This window comes from Bradyrhizobium sp. BR14999 (genome assembly GCF_056106085.1).
In genome coordinates this window covers 6,820,375-6,834,845 of the sequence record NZ_CM148536.1, presented here as the reverse complement: position 1 = coordinate 6,834,845, position 14,471 = coordinate 6,820,375, and the positions used below count along the sequence as shown (strand labels likewise).

At 63.5% G+C, this 14,471-nt stretch carries 15 protein-coding genes; 11 read left to right on the top strand and 4 right to left on the bottom strand.

Features of this window, described 5'->3' with window-relative positions; genetic code table 11:
• Positions 1 to 10: 10 nt before the first annotated feature.
• The 6 genes from ACR9YP_RS32020 (at position 11) to ACR9YP_RS31995 (ending at position 3,001) form a co-directional block, all read left to right on the top strand.
• Entirely contained in the window at positions 11 to 1,141 is a 1,131-nt protein-coding gene (locus ACR9YP_RS32020) for an alpha/beta hydrolase family protein (protein ID WP_438109696.1), read from the top strand.
• A gap of 35 nt (positions 1,142 to 1,176) precedes the next feature.
• Positions 1,177 to 1,533, top strand: coding sequence for an alpha/beta hydrolase (locus tag ACR9YP_RS32015; RefSeq protein WP_438109694.1), 357 nt, complete (start codon positions 1,177 to 1,179; stop codon positions 1,531 to 1,533).
• Between the two features lie 17 nt (positions 1,534 to 1,550).
• Positions 1,551 to 1,784, top strand: a complete 234-nt coding sequence (locus tag ACR9YP_RS32010; RefSeq protein WP_438109693.1) for a hypothetical protein — start codon at positions 1,551 to 1,553, stop codon at positions 1,782 to 1,784.
• Positions 1,785 to 2,175: 391 nt separating this feature from the next.
• Positions 2,176 to 2,385: a cold-shock protein gene (locus tag ACR9YP_RS32005; protein WP_091892417.1), complete on the top strand. Its 210-nt coding sequence runs from the start codon at positions 2,176 to 2,178 to the stop codon at positions 2,383 to 2,385.
• A gap of 97 nt (positions 2,386 to 2,482) precedes the next feature.
• On the top strand, positions 2,483 to 2,725 hold the full coding sequence (locus ACR9YP_RS32000) for a transcriptional regulator (RefSeq protein ID WP_370990852.1): 243 nt from the start codon (positions 2,483 to 2,485) through the stop codon (positions 2,723 to 2,725).
• Between the two features lie 51 nt (positions 2,726 to 2,776).
• Complete coding sequence (locus ACR9YP_RS31995) at positions 2,777 to 3,001, top strand: hypothetical protein (protein ID WP_370990861.1); 225 nt, start codon at positions 2,777 to 2,779, stop codon at positions 2,999 to 3,001.
• 92 nt (positions 3,002 to 3,093) lie between these two features.
• Here ACR9YP_RS31995 and ACR9YP_RS31990 read toward each other — a convergent pair whose 3' ends face one another.
• The 4 genes from ACR9YP_RS31990 to ACR9YP_RS31975 form a co-directional block, all read right to left on the bottom strand.
• Positions 3,094 to 3,276, bottom strand: coding sequence for a hypothetical protein (locus tag ACR9YP_RS31990; protein ID WP_370990853.1), 183 nt, complete (start codon positions 3,274 to 3,276; stop codon positions 3,094 to 3,096).
• 604 nt (positions 3,277 to 3,880) lie between these two features.
• Positions 3,881 to 5,158 carry a formyl-CoA transferase gene (gene frc, locus ACR9YP_RS31985; protein ID WP_370990854.1) on the bottom strand — a complete coding sequence of 426 codons (1,278 nt, stop codon included), beginning with the start codon at positions 5,156 to 5,158 and terminating at the stop codon, positions 3,881 to 3,883.
• 149 nt (positions 5,159 to 5,307) lie between these two features.
• The gene (gene oxc / locus ACR9YP_RS31980; RefSeq protein ID WP_474217836.1) at positions 5,308 to 7,041 is read right to left on the bottom strand and encodes an oxalyl-CoA decarboxylase; all 1,734 of its coding nucleotides are present in this window, start codon (positions 7,039 to 7,041) and stop codon (positions 5,308 to 5,310) included.
• Between the two features lie 62 nt (positions 7,042 to 7,103).
• A complete protein-coding gene (locus ACR9YP_RS31975; protein ID WP_162250091.1) occupies positions 7,104 to 7,799 on the bottom strand; it encodes a GntR family transcriptional regulator in 696 nt (231 codons plus the stop codon).
• 351 nt (positions 7,800 to 8,150) lie between these two features.
• Between ACR9YP_RS31975 and ACR9YP_RS31970 the strand changes: the two genes are divergently transcribed.
• From ACR9YP_RS31970 to ACR9YP_RS31950, 5 genes are all read left to right on the top strand, one after another.
• Positions 8,151 to 10,280, top strand: a complete 2,130-nt coding sequence (locus tag ACR9YP_RS31970; protein ID WP_128934898.1) for an acetate--CoA ligase family protein — start codon at positions 8,151 to 8,153, stop codon at positions 10,278 to 10,280.
• A gap of 221 nt (positions 10,281 to 10,501) precedes the next feature.
• Positions 10,502 to 11,335 (top strand): IclR family transcriptional regulator, encoded by an 834-nt coding sequence (locus ACR9YP_RS31965; protein WP_438109688.1) that lies wholly within the window; start codon positions 10,502 to 10,504, stop codon positions 11,333 to 11,335.
• Between the two features lie 104 nt (positions 11,336 to 11,439).
• A complete protein-coding gene (locus ACR9YP_RS31960) occupies positions 11,440 to 12,408 on the top strand; it encodes a Bug family tripartite tricarboxylate transporter substrate binding protein (RefSeq protein WP_474217835.1) in 969 nt (322 codons plus the stop codon).
• Positions 12,405 to 12,890 carry a tripartite tricarboxylate transporter TctB family protein gene (locus tag ACR9YP_RS31955; protein ID WP_438109684.1) on the top strand — a complete coding sequence of 162 codons (486 nt, stop codon included), beginning with the start codon at positions 12,405 to 12,407 and terminating at the stop codon, positions 12,888 to 12,890. The genes ACR9YP_RS31960 and ACR9YP_RS31955 overlap by 4 nt, the downstream gene beginning before the upstream one ends.
• Positions 12,890 to 14,389, top strand: a complete 1,500-nt coding sequence (locus tag ACR9YP_RS31950) for a tripartite tricarboxylate transporter permease (protein ID WP_474217834.1) — start codon at positions 12,890 to 12,892, stop codon at positions 14,387 to 14,389. Before ACR9YP_RS31955 ends, ACR9YP_RS31950 begins: the two co-directional genes overlap by 1 nt.
• The last annotated feature ends 82 nt before the right edge of the window (positions 14,390 to 14,471 follow it).

Genomic DNA, 14,471 nt, shown 5'->3' with positions numbered 1-14,471 from the left:
GGAGGCGAGGGTGAGACGACTTGGCTGTGTGATGGGTGTGCTTGGGCTTCTGCTGTCTCCGGCTGCGGCCGATCCCGCGCTGTCGGGCCTCGTTCGCGAAGATCGGCTGATCCCGATCACGCTCGCCGATGGAAGTCAGGTCAAGCTTGAAACCATGATCATTCGCCCGGACCGGCCCGGGCGCTTTCCGCTGGTTCTGCTGATTCACGGTACAAATCCTGCCACCGGGCAAGCGTTTCGCGCGGCCGCAGCGCGACAATCGCCGGTCGATCTTCTCAATCCTGCCGTCGCGTTTGCACAGCGCGGTTATGCCGTCGCATCGATCATGCGTCGGGGTTTCGGTCGTTCAGAGGGACCGTTTGCCGAGGCACTTTCCGGACCATGCGATGATCGGGACTATCTAGCCGTTGGGCGGATCGCGGCTGAAGACGTCATCGGCGTTGTTGCCACGCTTCGTAGTGAGCCCTGGGTCGAGCCCGATCGGGTCCTGCTAATGGGACATTCGACGGGGGGCTTTGCGGTGACGGCCGCGGCGGCAAGCAATCCTGCCGGCGTCATCGGCGTCCTCAATTTCGAGGGGGCTCACGGCTCGGTCCCGGGTCGTACGTGCAGCCCGGACCATCTCGTGGCGGACGCCGGCATCTTTGGCCGCGCGGCGCGAATTCCGGCGCTGTGGGTCTATTCGGAGAACGATCAGAATGCTCCGCCGGCGTTGGGCCGTCGCATGTTCGATGCTTACGTCTCCTCCGGCGCACCGGCGCAGTTTCAGATCTTGCCGCCCTTCGGTGTCGATGGGCATGCCATGGTGCCGATGGGTCCCGCCGACATCTGGTGGCCTGCGGTGGAGAACTTCCTGAACCGGTTGCGGCTGCCGACCTCGCTGGTTGTCGAATTGCCTCCACCCGCCGCCATTCCGGCGCCGACGCCCCTCAACGCTGCGTGCACGATCTATTTCGATGCTTATGTGAAGGCGTGGACCGACATCAAGGCATATGCCTGGAATCGGGAAGGTCATTGTTCGTCAATTACCTCCAACCAGCGAACGGTTGACGACGCGAAGACCGAGGCGATGCGCCAATGCATGGCCGCATGGAAAGAATGCTCGCTCTATGCGGTCGGACAGACGCTGGCGCCCGGTTAGCATTCGAAAAGAAAGTGCCGCCGAAACGGCGGCCCTTGATCGATGTGAACCGCCTACTCCGCGGCCTGCTTCTGCGGCAGGCCGTCCTGACGGGAACACCTCGCCGTCGTCAACGCGCCTTTCCAGTTCTGGCGATCGCAGTTCGGCGCCTCCCGGCTGTCGGGGACGGTTCGGGCACGTCGCGCGTCGCGGAGGGGCTGCCCGGCAAGCCTGACATTCACGTCGTGCCGGCCGGGCACTTTGCATTTCTCGCGCTTTGCTCGCCCCAGCTTGCAGCGGCAGTCCCACGCATCTGCACCGACGTGCCCGCGGGATTTGACCGCGCAACATTTCATCGCGAGTTCAACGCGACCTTAGTGAAGTTCTTTCGCGAGCAGTTCGGAGAGCGTTGAGCGTTATGATCGGGAGGATGGGCATCGTCGAGCAAGCAGCGCCTGACAAGCCAATCGGGCCGCTCATCATGAAATTGCTTGAAGACTCCATGCCTCGAAAGGAGCCGATCGAGCGCTCGTCGTATTCGACGCTGGAACCGTTAGACAAATTTCCCAGGTGGCTAGCGTTCTTTTTGGCTGGCGGGCGCCGAGCCCGGGCGGCCGAGGCGATAGTGTTTCAAGAACAATGCCGTGCGGCAAGAACGACTTGAGTAAGAAATCCTGATCATTGCAGCGACAATTGCTGTCGTTCTCCGATCATTCAGGGTCCGGATTGCGGCTTCCGTTGCGCAGCACGCTTTTGGCTCTTGGTCGTTGCGCTCACGGTGCGGCGGCCGAAAGCTTGTACCCGCGGTTCCCTATTGGTGCTGCACCAGCGCGAGTCCTCGAACGCGTGAAACTTTTGCCAGAGTCGGAGCTTGCAACTATATCTGGCCAAAGCCTTGTAAGTGACCATGACGGGGTATACGTTGTGTCTGTTCGTTCAGCCGCTGTGCCTTGTTGAATGCGCCCGCGGGCTCCTTTTTCCAGAGACATCGACGAATTGAATTTTTCTGCGTGACGATCACGCGGAACGTGCGCGTGTGCGCTTTGGAGAAGAACATGACGACAGGTACTGTGAAGTGGTTCAACGGCCAAAAGGGCTTCGGATTCATTCAACCCGACGACGGCGGCAATGATGTGTTCGTTCACGTCAGCGCGGTCGAGCGGGCTGGTCTTGCGGGTCTCGCCGAGGGCCAAAAGGTCAACTTCGAGCTCAAGACCGACAAGATGCGGGGCAAGGTCAGCGCAGAGAATCTCTCGCTGGCCTAGGGGCCCTGGCGCCGTTTCACGGATGTACTGAAACGGCCACGCTACCCGCTCGATCCCCGGATTGAGCGGGTTTTGTCCGTTGTCGGGTAGGTGAACAATGAGGGCCAAGAGGTCGGCTGAACCGTCGCCCGAAGCTATTGCGCGGTCCAATCGTCAACGTTTGGCCGCTGAAGAAGGCGCGCGAGCCATGGCGGATGCCGAAAAGCAGGCCGTCGACGTTCGCAAGAATATGGCGCGGCTTCGAGAACTGCGCGAAGCCAAGGAGGCGGCTGAGGCGGCCCTACAAGCATCGTTGCCGGCGCCTGCAAAGGCCAAGCGCAACAAGAAGCTGCCGCGATAGTCGACTCCATTGTGCCGACGACATCTGGAGAGGACCGGTCACATGCAAAGGATGCGGGTCATGCCTCAAGTTAAATCGGACAGCGGTGGCACCATCACCTTCTTTCTCGCGCTTGGTGCGGGCCGGCAGATGTGCCGACTGGCCACCACGTTTCAGACGCAGAAGCAGGCCTTCAGCTATCTTCAGAAATATCGGACGGAGTTCGAGCGCATCGCGCGGACGCGGCTCGCTTCGGGAGAGCTCGAAGACGGGGTCGTCGTGCTCTCGATGCTCTAAAGCATGATGAGACGGGAATCGTCGTCGCGCTTCAGGTTATTGTTCAAGCATCATCTCTTTGGAGAACCGCTTCACGCTGGTCCACAACGCTGCTATTCGGAGTGGCTCTTGCGCTTGGCCTCGCGGGCCAATCGCTCCGCTTTCAGTCGTTCGCGATTCTCGTGGAAGGATTGCTGGTCCTTCGCATAGTCACTCATCGGTTTTTGGGTTTTGACGGGCTTGAACGCCTTGTTGGCTTCGCGCTTTGCGCGATCAGAGGATTGATCTCTCAACATTTCGACCTCGATTTGATCAACAAGCGTGGTCCGGACGGCAGCTGAATGCCACGTCTCCGGCGCCTACGCTGACGGGGATAGACACCCTCCGGGCGAGACGGCGGCCAAGTCTTCAGCGTTGGACAGATCTCGTGCGAGGCGCGCAGTCACTCGCTGGAAGGAGGCGCGCCCGCACTTCCGAGAGCGCACCGGTCAGGAGAATAACCGTGGGTCATCGTATCGGTTCCTCCAAACCAATCTTAATTCAACGTCGGCTGGTCGAACATTCCCCGGGGTTCAACGCCAGACGGTCCAGCTGCTCGGCGAAGCGTTCTGGACATTCGCAGTGTCGTTTCAGACGATGGCAAACGGCGGGTGAAGGGCGCAAGCTCTTTGCCGAGCCTGACATCCGTATCTGTGGACGATGGCATAATACCCCTGTTTTGCCCGACGCGTCAAAGGGAATTTCGCAAAATCAGCAATCCCTTTTAGCCCAAGGAGTTAGCTACTGTGCATGGGGTTGTTTTTCGACTTTTTAGTTGGGGGCCGGTGATGGCAGGTGTTCTCATGCAAAAAGGGCCGCCTCGACAGGCGGCCCTTTTGTCTCGCGTCAGAGTGCTCCCACTTACTCAGCGGCCTGCTTCTGCGGCGGGTCGAGCGCGCCGGACTTGTGGATATCGGCGACCTGGTGGTCGCTGAAGCCGAGCACCGAGCGCAGGATCTCGTCGGTGTGCTCGCCGAGCAGCGGGGAGCGCTGCACGTCGCTCGGGCTATCCGACAGCTTGATCGGGTTGCCGACCGAGATGTACTTGCCGCGGGTCGGGTGATCGACCTCGACGACGGTGCCGGTCGCGCGCAGCGACTGATCCTCGGCGATCTCCTTCATCGACAGGATCGGGCCGCAGGGGATGTCGTCCTTGTTGAGGATCTCCATCGCCTCGAACTTGGTCTTGGTCATCGTCCACTGTTCGATGCGCGCGAAGATCTCGTTCAGGCGCGGCAGGCGGGCCGGGGGCTTGGCGTAGTTCGGATCGGTCTTCCAGGTGGGTTCGCCGATCACGTCGCAGATCTTCTCCCAGACCGGGGCCTGGGTGATGAAGTAGATGTAGGCGTTGGGATCGGTCTCCCAGCCCTTGCACTTCAGGATGCGGCCGGGCTGGCCACCGCCGGAATCGTTGCCGGCGCGCGGCACGGCATCCCCGAACGGAATGCCTTCGCCGAACTGGCTGTATTCCTTGAGCGGGCCGTGGGCGAGGCGCTGCTGGTCGCGCAGCTTGACGCGGGCGAGGTTGAGCACGCCGTCCTGCATCGCGGCGGTGACCTTCTGGCCCTTGCCCGAATGCGTGCGCTGATAGAGCGCCGTGACGATGCCGAGCGCCAGATGCAGGCCGGTGCCGGAATCTCCGATCTGCGCGCCGGTGACGAGCGGCAGGCCATCGCGGAAGCCGGTAGTGGAGGCGGCGCCGCCGGTGCACTGCGCGACGTTCTCATAGACCTTGCAGTCTTCGTAGGGGCCGGGACCGAAGCCCTTGATCGAGGCGACGATCATCTTGGGGTTGATCGCCTGGATCTTCTCCCAGGGGAAGCCCATGCGGTCGAGCACGCCGGGGCCGAAGTTTTCCACCAGCACGTCGCACTTCTTGATCAACTCGGTGAGGACTTCCTTGCCCTTGGGGTTCTTGGTGTCGAGCGTGATCGAGCGCTTGTTGTGGTTGAGCATGGTGAAATACAGGCTGTCCACGTTCGGGATGTCCTGCAGCTGACCGCGGGTGATGTCACCCACGCCCGGACGTTCCACCTTGATCACGTCGGCGCCGAACCAGGCCAGCAACTGCGTGCAGGTCGGTCCGGACTGGACGTGGGTGAAATCGAGAATGCGAACGCCCTTGAGCGCTTTAGTCATCGTATTGCTCCTGTTACCACTCTGTTTCCGTCATGCCCGCGAAGGCGGGCATCCAGTATTCGCTGTCGTTTCGGTTGGGCTCAGTGCTCGCCACAATGGATGGTCCGGCGAATACTGGATTCCCCGCCTGGGCGGGGAATGACCCGGAGTTACTTCTTCTTCTGCAGAACGCTCTGCGGATTGAGGTTGCCGATGCGGCCGCTCTCCGAGCCCGCGGCCGGATCGATCACCGCGTTGATGAGCGTCGGCTTGCCGGAGGTCATGGCGTCGTTGACCGCGCGCTTCAGTTCATCCGGCGAGGTCGCGTTTACGCCGACGCCGCCAAAAGCTTCCATCATCTTGTCGTAGCGCGCGCCCTTGACGAACACCGTCGTCGCCGGATCCGAGTTGGCGCCGTTGACGTCGGTGCCGCGATAGATGCCGTCATTGTTGAAGATGACGACGCAGATCGGAAGGTTGTAGCGGCAGATGGTCTCGACCTCCATGCCGGAGAAGCCGAACGCGCTGTCGCCTTCCACTGCGAGCACGGGATGGCCGGTCTCGAGGGCTGCCGCGATCGCCTGGCCCATGCCGATGCCCATCACACCCCAGGTGCCGACGTCGAGACGCTTGCGCGGGCGGTACATGTCGATGACGCCGCGGGCGAGGTCGAGCGTGTTGGCCCCTTCGTTGACGAGGATCGCCTCGGGGTGATCTTTGATGACATTCTTCAGCACGCCGAGCGCGCCGTGATAGTCCATCGGCGACTTGTTGTTCATGAGCTTCGGCGCCATCTTGGCGATGTTCTCTTCGCGCTTGGATGTAATCGCCTTGGTCCATTCGGCGGGCGGGGCGGTCCAGCCTGCGCCCATCGCCTGGTTGAAGGCGGAGACGACCGAGCCGATGTCGCCGACGACGGGCGCGACGATCTCGACGTTGGAGTCCATTTCCTTCGGCTCGATGTCGACCTGGATGAACTTCTTCGGCGCTTCGCCCCAGCTCTTGCCCTTGCCGTGCGAGAGCAGCCAGTTCAGCCGCGCGCCGATCAGCATGACGACGTCGGACTCTTTCAGCACCGTCGAGCGGGCCGCGCCGGCACATTGCGGATGCGTGTCGGGGAGCAGGCCCTTGGCCATGCTCATGGGCAGGAAGGGCACGCCGCTCTTCTCGACGAAGTTTTTGATTTCTTCATCGGCCTGCGCGTAGGCCGCGCCCTTGCCGAGGATGATGAGCGGACGCTTTGCGCTCTTCAGCACGTCGAGCGCACGCTTGACCGAAGCGGGCGAGGGGATCTGCGCGGGCGCCGCGTCGATCACCTTGACCAGCGACTTCTGGCCGGCATCGGCGTTCATCACCTGGCCGAACAGTTTTGCCGGCAGGTCGAGATAGACGCCGCCCGGACGGCCCGAGACTGCGGCGCGGATGGCGCGGGCAAAGCCGATGCCGATATCCTGAACGTGCAGCACGCGATAGGCCGCCTTGCACAGCGGCTTCGCGATCGCGAGCTGGTCCATTTCCTCGTAGTCGCCCTGCTGGAGGTCGACGATCTCGCGCTCGGAGGAGCCCGAGACCAGAATCATCGGGTAGCAGTTGGTGGTGGCGTGGGCGAGCGCGGTGAGACCGTTGAGGAAGCCCGGCGCGGAGACGGTAAGGCAGACGCCGGGCTTCTTGGTGAGGTAGCCGGCGATGCCTGCGGCGTAACCGGCGTTCTGCTCGTGGCGGAAGGAGATCACGCGAATACCGGCGGCCTGCGCCATGCGGCCCAAATCCGTGATCGGGATGCCCGGCACATTATAGATGGTGTTGATGCCGTTCAGCTTGAGCGCGTCGATGACGAGATGGAAGCCATCCGTCAGTTCCTGCTCGGTGCCCGGTGCTTCGGACTTGGTCGCGGTATTCAGCATGGGCCTTGTCTCCCTGGTCTCAAGGTAGTGGGGCGAGTTGTTCGCCCTTCTGGTGAACGTTGCTAAGTGAACAGTTCCTGGCCATGCGCCTCGACGTAAGCGGCAAGGCCAAGGGTGTGATCGCGGGCGCGCTTCTCGGCGAGCTCGGTGTCGCGCGCTTCCAGCGCTTCGATGATGCCGAGATGCTCGGGCAGGGAGGTCGCGGTGCGGTCCTTGCGGCCGATGGTCAGCTGCCGGTAGCCGCGCACGTGCAGCAACAGGTCGTTGGTGAGATCGACCAGCACGGGGGATTCCGACAGCGAGATCAGCGCCTGGTGGAAGGCGATGTTGGCGCGCGAATATTCCTCGACGTGATCCTCGGGCAGACGGTCCTTGCCGAAGTCCTTGAAGAAGTCGCGCAGCGCCGTGATGTCCTTCTTGCGTGCGGTGGTGGTGATGAGGCGCGCGGCCATGCTCTCCAGCGCCGCCCAGGCGCGGATCATGTCGACGATCTCGCTCTTGGTCCTGCGCACCACCATGATGCCGCGGCGCGGCACCGTCTTCACGAATCCGTCCTGCTCGAGCATCGCGATCGCTTCGCGGATCGGTGTGCGGCTGACGCCCAGCCGTTCGGACAGCGCGCGCTCGTCGAGCATCACAGGCTCGGGCGTCGAGTAGATGTCCATCTTGAGGATGGCTTCCTTCAAGGCGTCATACGCCTTGTTCTTGAAGCTGCTCTCCGGGGCAATACGAACGATTGCGATGTCTGCCTCGGCCATGTTCGGCAACGCCTTGGTTGGTTTCCGTTGTGACACGACGAATCTCCTCCAGTGGGAGTCGTCTTTTACAGGAATATTTACGGGAAAGTTTTTGGCATACCACATGCCAGAATGTCAAGCCGGCTATTTTTTGCGGCGTTCTAAGCTGTGCACTGGCTTGACAAGTTGGCTTCTGGCATACCAAATGCCATCGCCAGCCATTTTTGATCCAAGCCGGCGGAGTAGTCTCAGGGCTTATGCCACTCCGTTCCGCCGCATGGAACAGAGCGCGGCGAATGGCAAGCATCACGGGCAGCCGCTAACCACGCGCGCGCTTTGCAAAGAACGAACTGAGGTCAAGGGAGAAGCCACATGTCCAATTCCAAAGATGCCGTCCGCAAGGTGCTTGACCAGGTCAAGGCGGACAACCGCACCAGCCTGACGGCGCCGGAAGGCAAGCTGGTCTGCGACGCCTACGGCATTCCGGTGCCGAAGGAGGGCGTGGCCAAGTCGGCGGGCGAAGCCGGCAAGATGGCCGCCGCGATGGGCTTCCCGGTCGTGATGAAGATCGTCTCGCCGGACATCCTCCACAAGACCGAAGCCGGCGGCGTCATCGTCGGCCTCAAGACGGCCGAGGAGGCCGAGAAGGCCTACGAGACCATCCTCGGGAACGCCAAGAAGTACAAGTCGGACGCCAAGATCGAGGGCGTCCAGGTGCAGCAGATGCTGGCTGGCGGCACCGAAGTCATCGTCGGCTCGATCACCGACGGCTCGTTCGGCAAGCTGGTCGCCTTCGGCCTCGGCGGCGTGCTGGTCGAAGTCTTGAAGGACATCACCTTCCGCCTCGCGCCCGCGACCAAGGAAGACGCGCTCTCGATGCTCGACGGCATCCAGGCGCATGAGATCCTGAAGGGCGTGCGCGGCAGTGAGCCGGTGAACCGCACGGCGCTGGCCGATGTCATCGTCAAGGTCTCGCAGCTCGTCACCGATTTCCCTGAAATCGTCGAGCTCGACCTCAACCCTGTGTTCGCGACCCCGAAGGGCGCAACCGCCGCCGACGTCCGTATCGTCGTCGACTTCGCTTATGTGCCCAAGCCGAAGCCGCGCCCGACCGAAGAGATTGTCGCGGCGATGAACCGCATCATGCAGCCGAAGGCGGTCGCCGTAATCGGCGCCTCGGCGGAGGACGGCAAGATCGGCAACTCCGTGATGAAGAACCTCATCAACGGCGGTTACAAAGGCGAGATCATTCCGATCCATCCCAAGGCCGCCGAGATCCTCGGCTACAAGGCCTACAAGAGCGTCAAGGACGTGCCGGGCGTGATCGACGTCGCGGTGTTCGCGATCCCTGCAAAGTTCGTCGCCGCCGCGCTGACCGAATGCGGCGAGAAGAAAATTCCGGGTGCGGTGCTGATCCCGTCAGGCTTTGCGGAGGCCGGCGCGCCCGAGCTCCAGGCCGAGATCGTCGAAGTCGGCAAGAAGTACGACATCCGCCTGATGGGGCCGAACATCTACGGCTTCTACTACACGCCGGCCAATCTCTGCGCGACCTTCTGCACTGCCTATGACGTGAAGGGCCACGCGGCGCTGTCGTCGCAGTCGGGCGGCATTGGCATGGCCATCATCGGCTTCTCGCGCTCGGCCAAGATGGGCGTCTCGGCGATCGTCGGCCTCGGCAACAAGTCCGATATCGACGAGGACGATCTGCTCGCTTTCTTCGAGCAGGACCCGAACACCAATTTGATCGCGCAGCACTGCGAAGACCTCAAGGACGGCCGCGCCTTCGCGGAAGCGGCAAAACGCGTCTCCAAGAAGAAGCCAGTCGTCGTGCTCAAGGCCGGCCGCACCTCGGCCGGCGCGAAGGCGGCGTCCTCGCACACCGGCGCGCTCGCCGGTAACGACCGGATCTACGAGGACGTGTTCAAGCAGTCCGGCGTGATCCGCGCGCGGTCCCTGCGCCAGTTGCTCGAATTCGCCCGCGGCGTGCCGGTGCTGCCAACGCCGAAGGGCGAGAACGTGCTCATCATCACCGGTGCCGGCGGCTCGGGCGTGCTGCTGTCGGATTCCTGCGTCGACAACGGCCTGTCGCTGATGTCGATGCCGCCGGATCTGGATGCGGCGTTCCGCAAGTTCATCCCGCCGTTCGGGGCGGCCGGAAATCCTGTGGATATCACCGGCGGCGAGCCGCCGATCACCTATGTCAACACGGTCAAGCTCGGCCTGTCGGATGAGCGCATCCACGCGCTGATCCTCGGCTATTGGCACACCATCGTCACCCCGCCGATGGTGTTCGCCCGCAACATGGTCGAGGTGAAGAAGGAGATGGAGGCCAAGGGTTTTGTGAAGCCCATGGTCGCCTCGCTGGCCGGCGACGTCGAAGTCGAGGAAGCCGCCGAATATCTCTACCAGCACGGCATCCCGGCCTATGCCTATTCGACCGAGCTGCCGGTCGAGGTGTTGGGCGCCAAGTACAAGTGGGCGCGCGGGGCAGGGCTGCTCTAACGCTGTCTTCGCCTCTCCCCGCTTGCGGGGAGAGGCCGGAATTTGCGCAGCAAATTCCGGGTGAGGGGGACTCTCCGCGAGTCCGTCTCTCACCGTGTTTGCGGAGATAGCCCCTCACCCCGACCCTCTCAGCGCGAGCGAAGCTCGTCGCAGCCCCGTAAGAACGGGGCGAGGGAGAAGAGGCGGCTCGCGTCTTGTCTGATTGGCAAATGCAGGTCGCGATGAGCAAGAACGTGATCCGGCGCAAATCGCAAGAAACACGATCGGCATCGGAGGCCGACCGCGACGGTGGCGTGCAGTCCGTCGACCGCGCGCTGTCGATCCTTGAAACGCTGGCCGAGGACGACGAAGGCTATCGCCTCAGCGATCTCGCGATCCGTACCGGTCTGTCGGCCTCGACCGTGCACCGCCTGCTGGCGACGCTGGAAAGCCGACGCTTCGTGCAGTTCGACCGCGCCGAGTCCAAATGGCATGTCGGCGTGCGCAGTTTCACGGTCGGCGCGAGCTTCGCGCGGCGGCGCAATTTCTCCACGCAGGCTATCCCTTACTTGCGCAAGCTGCGCGATCTCACCCGCGAGACCGCCAATCTCGCCGTCGTCGACGACGAATTCATCATCGTGCTGACCCGCATGGAGAGCCGCGAGATCATGCGCTCGCTGACCCAGGTCGGCGGCCGCGTCCCCATGGTGACCTCCGGCGTCGGCAAGGCGGTGCTCGCGACCTATTCCGACGAGGACGTCGGCGCCGTCATCCGCCACCACGGCATGCCCCGCCTGACCGAGAAGTCGATCGTGCGGCCGAGCGACCTGTTCAAGGAGCTCGAAAAGATCCGCAAGCAGGGCTACGCGCTCGACGATGAAGAGGCCTGCATGGGCCTGCGCTGTGTTGCCGCAGTCGTCTACAATGACTGCGCCGAGCCGCTCGCAGCGATTTCGGTCTCCGGCATGACCAGCCGGTTGACCGACCAGAGGTTGCCGGAAATCGGGCAAATCGTGCGGGACGTCGCCGCCGAACTGACGGCCGCGCTGGGCGGGACGGTCCCGACGCCCCGCTAACGGGACCACCGGGGGATGTCACTGGACAGCATCGGCCGTTTTGGCTGATATGCGACCAAACGACACAATGCGGCAAACGTCCGCACGAGCCTGGAGATACCCCCATGTTTCACTTTCCCGCGCGCCTTGTCGGCGCAGCCGTCGCGCTGACCCTCGCGGCAGCCAATCCGGCTTTTGCCCAACAGCTCGAGCTCAAGCTGATGGCGCCGGCGGCACCGGGCGGGGGCTGGGACCAGACCGCGCGGTCGATGCAGCAGGCGCTGGTGGCCTCGGGCGTGGCCCGCAGCGTGCAGGTCACCAACGTTCCCGGCGCGGGCGGCAGCGTCGGCATCGCGCAGTTCGTCAACGGGGCCAAGGGCGACGGCAACCAGATGATGGTCAACGGCTTCGTCATGGTGGGCGCGCTCGCCATGAACAAGTCGCCGGTCACGCTGGACCAGGTGACGCCGATCGCGCGCCTCACCGAGGAGATCCAGGTGATCGTGGTGCCCGCGAATTCGCCGATCAAGACCGGGCAGGATCTGGCCGCTGCGGTGAAGGCCGATATCGCCAAGGTGACCTTTGCCGGCGGCTCGGCCGGCGGCGTCGACCATGTGATGGCGGCGCTGTTCGCCGGCGCCGTCGGCGCCGACGCGAAGAAGATCAACTACATCCCGTTCTCCGGCGGCGGCGAGTCGCTCGCCGCCATTCTCGGCGGCAAGGTCACCGCTGGCATTTCCGGGCTGAGTGAATATGAAGGGCAGATCAAGTCCGGCAAGCTGCGCGCGATCGGCGTGACTTCGGAGAAGCGCATCGCCGGCAGCGACATCCCGACCTTTAGGGAGCAAGGCATTGACCTCGTGATCGCAAACTGGCGCTCGGTGGTCGCGCCTCCGGGCATCACGCCGGAGCAGCGCAAGACACTTAGCGATGCGGTCGAGAAGATGGTGAAGTCGGACGCCTGGAAGGAGATTCTCAAGCAGAAGGGCTGGGAGGATGCCTATCTCGGCGGCGATGCCTTTGCCGACTTCCTGAAAAAGGAAACGGTGCGCGTCACCGACGTGCTGAAATCGGTCGGCCTGGTCAAATCATGACCTCAGGCGATCCCGTCCAGCCGGCGCGGCGCGTCGATCGCGCCGGCCTCGTCATCGCTGCATTGCTTGCGGTGCTCGCCGCGGTCCTGCTCTGGGATGCGCGCGGCCTGCAATCCGCCGCGATGTACGGGATGGGGCCCGAGGCGATGCCGGTTGTGGTCGCCTCCGGCCTTGGGCTGCTTGCGATCGGCAATTTCATCGACGCGCTGCGCGGAAATTTGCCGGCGCGCGAGAGCTCCGATCCCGTGCCGGTGGTCTTGATCCTCATTGGCCTTGCGCTTCTGACCGCCATCATCGGCTTCGGCGGCGGCTTCATCCTGGCGACCTCGGCGCTGTTCGTCACGACGTCGGCGGCGTTTGGACGCCGTGCCATCCTCGTCGATTCCATCATCGCTCTCGTGATGTCGACCCTCATTTATCTCGCGTTCGACCGGCTGCTGACGCTGAGCCTTCCGGCCGGCCCCCTGGAGCGACTGCTGTGATGGACACTTTTGCCGCTCTGGCGCATGGCATGGCGGTCGCCGTCCAGCCGATGAATTTGCTTTATGCGCTGATCGGCGTCTTCCTCGGCACGGCCGTGGGCGTGCTGCCCGGCATCGGCCCGGCGCTGACGGTCGCGCTGCTGCTGCCGGTGACCTACAAGCTCGATCCCGGCGGCTCGCTGATCATGTTCGCCGGCATCTACTATGGCGGCATGTATGGCGGCTCGACCACCGCGATCCTCATTAACACGCCCGGCGAGAGCGCCTCGATGGCGACGGCGCTCGAAGGCAACAAGATGGCCAAGGCCGGCCGCGGCGGGCCGGCGCTTGCGACCTCCGCGATCGGCTCCTTCGTCGCCGGTACCATCGCGACCATCGGGCTGGCGTTCCTCGCGCCATGGCTGGTCGATTTCGCTGTGCGCTTCGGCCCCGAGGATTACTTCGCGCTGATGTGCGTCGCCTTCGTCACGGTGTCGGCGACCTTCGGCGATTCCCCGGTCCGAGGCCTGACCAGCCTGTTCATCGGCCTGACGCTCGGTCTCGTCGGCATCGACAAGCTGACCGGTCAGGCGCGGCTTACGTTCGGCGTGCCTGAATTGCTCGATGGCGTCGAGGTGACGACGCTTGCGGTCGGCCTGTTCGCGGTGGGCGAGGCGCTCTACGTCGCATCGCGCCGCCACCACACCGAGGAGAAGCTCGAGCCGGTGCGCGGCTCGCTGTGGATGACGAAGCAGGATTGGAAGCGCTCGTGGAAAGCATGGCTGCGCGGCACCATGTTCGGCTTCCCGATCGGCGCATTGCCCGCAGGCGGCGCGGAAATTCCGACCTTCCTGTCCTATTCGACTGAGAAGCGGCTCACGAAACATCCGGAAGAGTTCGGCAAGGGCGCGATCGAAGGCGTCGCGGGACCGGAAGCCGCCAACAATGCCTCCGCCGCCGGCACGCTGGTGCCGCTGCTCACGCTCGGGCTGCCGACGTCGGCGACGGCCGCGATGATGCTGGCGGGTTTCCAGCAATACGGCCTCAATCCGGGCCCGCTGCTGTTCGCCGAACGGCCGGATCTGGTGTGGGGCCTGATTGCCAGCCTGTTCATCGCCAACGCGATGCTGCTTGTGCTCAATCTGCCGCTGGTCGGCCTGTGGGTGCGATTGCTCGCGATCCCCCAGCCGTGGCTCTATGCCGGCATCCTCGTGTTCGCGACCATGGGCACCATCGCGGCAAAGCCGTCGGTGGTCGAATTGTCGATGCTGGCCGGCTTTGGTGTGTTTGGCTTTTTGATGCGCCGGTTCGATTTTCCGATCGCGCCCGTCGTCGTCGGCCTGATCCTCGGCCCGATCGCCGAGAGCCAATTGCGCAGGGCGCTCGCGATCAGCCTCGGCGATCCCATGGCGCTGGTTCAGAGCCCGATCTCGGCGACCCTGCTTGGCGTCGCACTGATCGCGCTGCTGGCGCCCTTCGTGTTGAAGGGGCTCGGGCGGTTCAAGGCGAATGAGGATTAGTTAGGGCGTGTCCTCATAAAGTAATGTCGGCTCCTGAGGGCCGAGCGGGAATCTCTAATCGGCCAAAGCATTGGTGACCCTG

What these genes read in the sequence shown, in the direction of transcription:
- ACR9YP_RS32010 (WP_438109693.1), top strand. Translation starts at nt 1,551, where the DNA reads ATGGGCATCGTCGAGCAAGCAGCGCCTGACAAGCCAATCGGGCCGCTC.
- ACR9YP_RS32005 (WP_091892417.1), top strand. Translation starts at nt 2,176, where the DNA reads ATGACGACAGGTACTGTGAAGTGGTTCAACGGCCAAAAGGGCTTCGGA.
- ACR9YP_RS32000 (WP_370990852.1), top strand. Translation starts at nt 2,483, where the DNA reads ATGAGGGCCAAGAGGTCGGCTGAACCGTCGCCCGAAGCTATTGCGCGG.
- ACR9YP_RS31995 (WP_370990861.1), top strand. Translation starts at nt 2,777, where the DNA reads ATGCGGGTCATGCCTCAAGTTAAATCGGACAGCGGTGGCACCATCACC.
- ACR9YP_RS31990 (WP_370990853.1), bottom strand. Translation starts at nt 3,276, where the DNA reads ATGTTGAGAGATCAATCCTCTGATCGCGCAAAGCGCGAAGCCAACAAG.
- frc (WP_370990854.1), bottom strand. Translation starts at nt 5,158, where the DNA reads ATGACTAAAGCGCTCAAGGGCGTTCGCATTCTCGATTTCACCCACGTC.
- oxc (WP_474217836.1), bottom strand. Translation starts at nt 7,041, where the DNA reads ATGCTGAATACCGCGACCAAGTCCGAAGCACCGGGCACCGAGCAGGAA.
- ACR9YP_RS31975 (WP_162250091.1), bottom strand. Translation starts at nt 7,799, where the DNA reads ATGGCCGAGGCAGACATCGCAATCGTTCGTATTGCCCCGGAGAGCAGC.
- ACR9YP_RS31970 (WP_128934898.1), top strand. Translation starts at nt 8,151, where the DNA reads ATGTCCAATTCCAAAGATGCCGTCCGCAAGGTGCTTGACCAGGTCAAG.
- ACR9YP_RS31965 (WP_438109688.1), top strand. Translation starts at nt 10,502, where the DNA reads ATGAGCAAGAACGTGATCCGGCGCAAATCGCAAGAAACACGATCGGCA.
- ACR9YP_RS31960 (WP_474217835.1), top strand. Translation starts at nt 11,440, where the DNA reads ATGTTTCACTTTCCCGCGCGCCTTGTCGGCGCAGCCGTCGCGCTGACC.
- ACR9YP_RS31955 (WP_438109684.1), top strand. Translation starts at nt 12,405, where the DNA reads ATGACCTCAGGCGATCCCGTCCAGCCGGCGCGGCGCGTCGATCGCGCC.
- ACR9YP_RS31950 (WP_474217834.1), top strand. Translation starts at nt 12,890, where the DNA reads ATGGACACTTTTGCCGCTCTGGCGCATGGCATGGCGGTCGCCGTCCAG.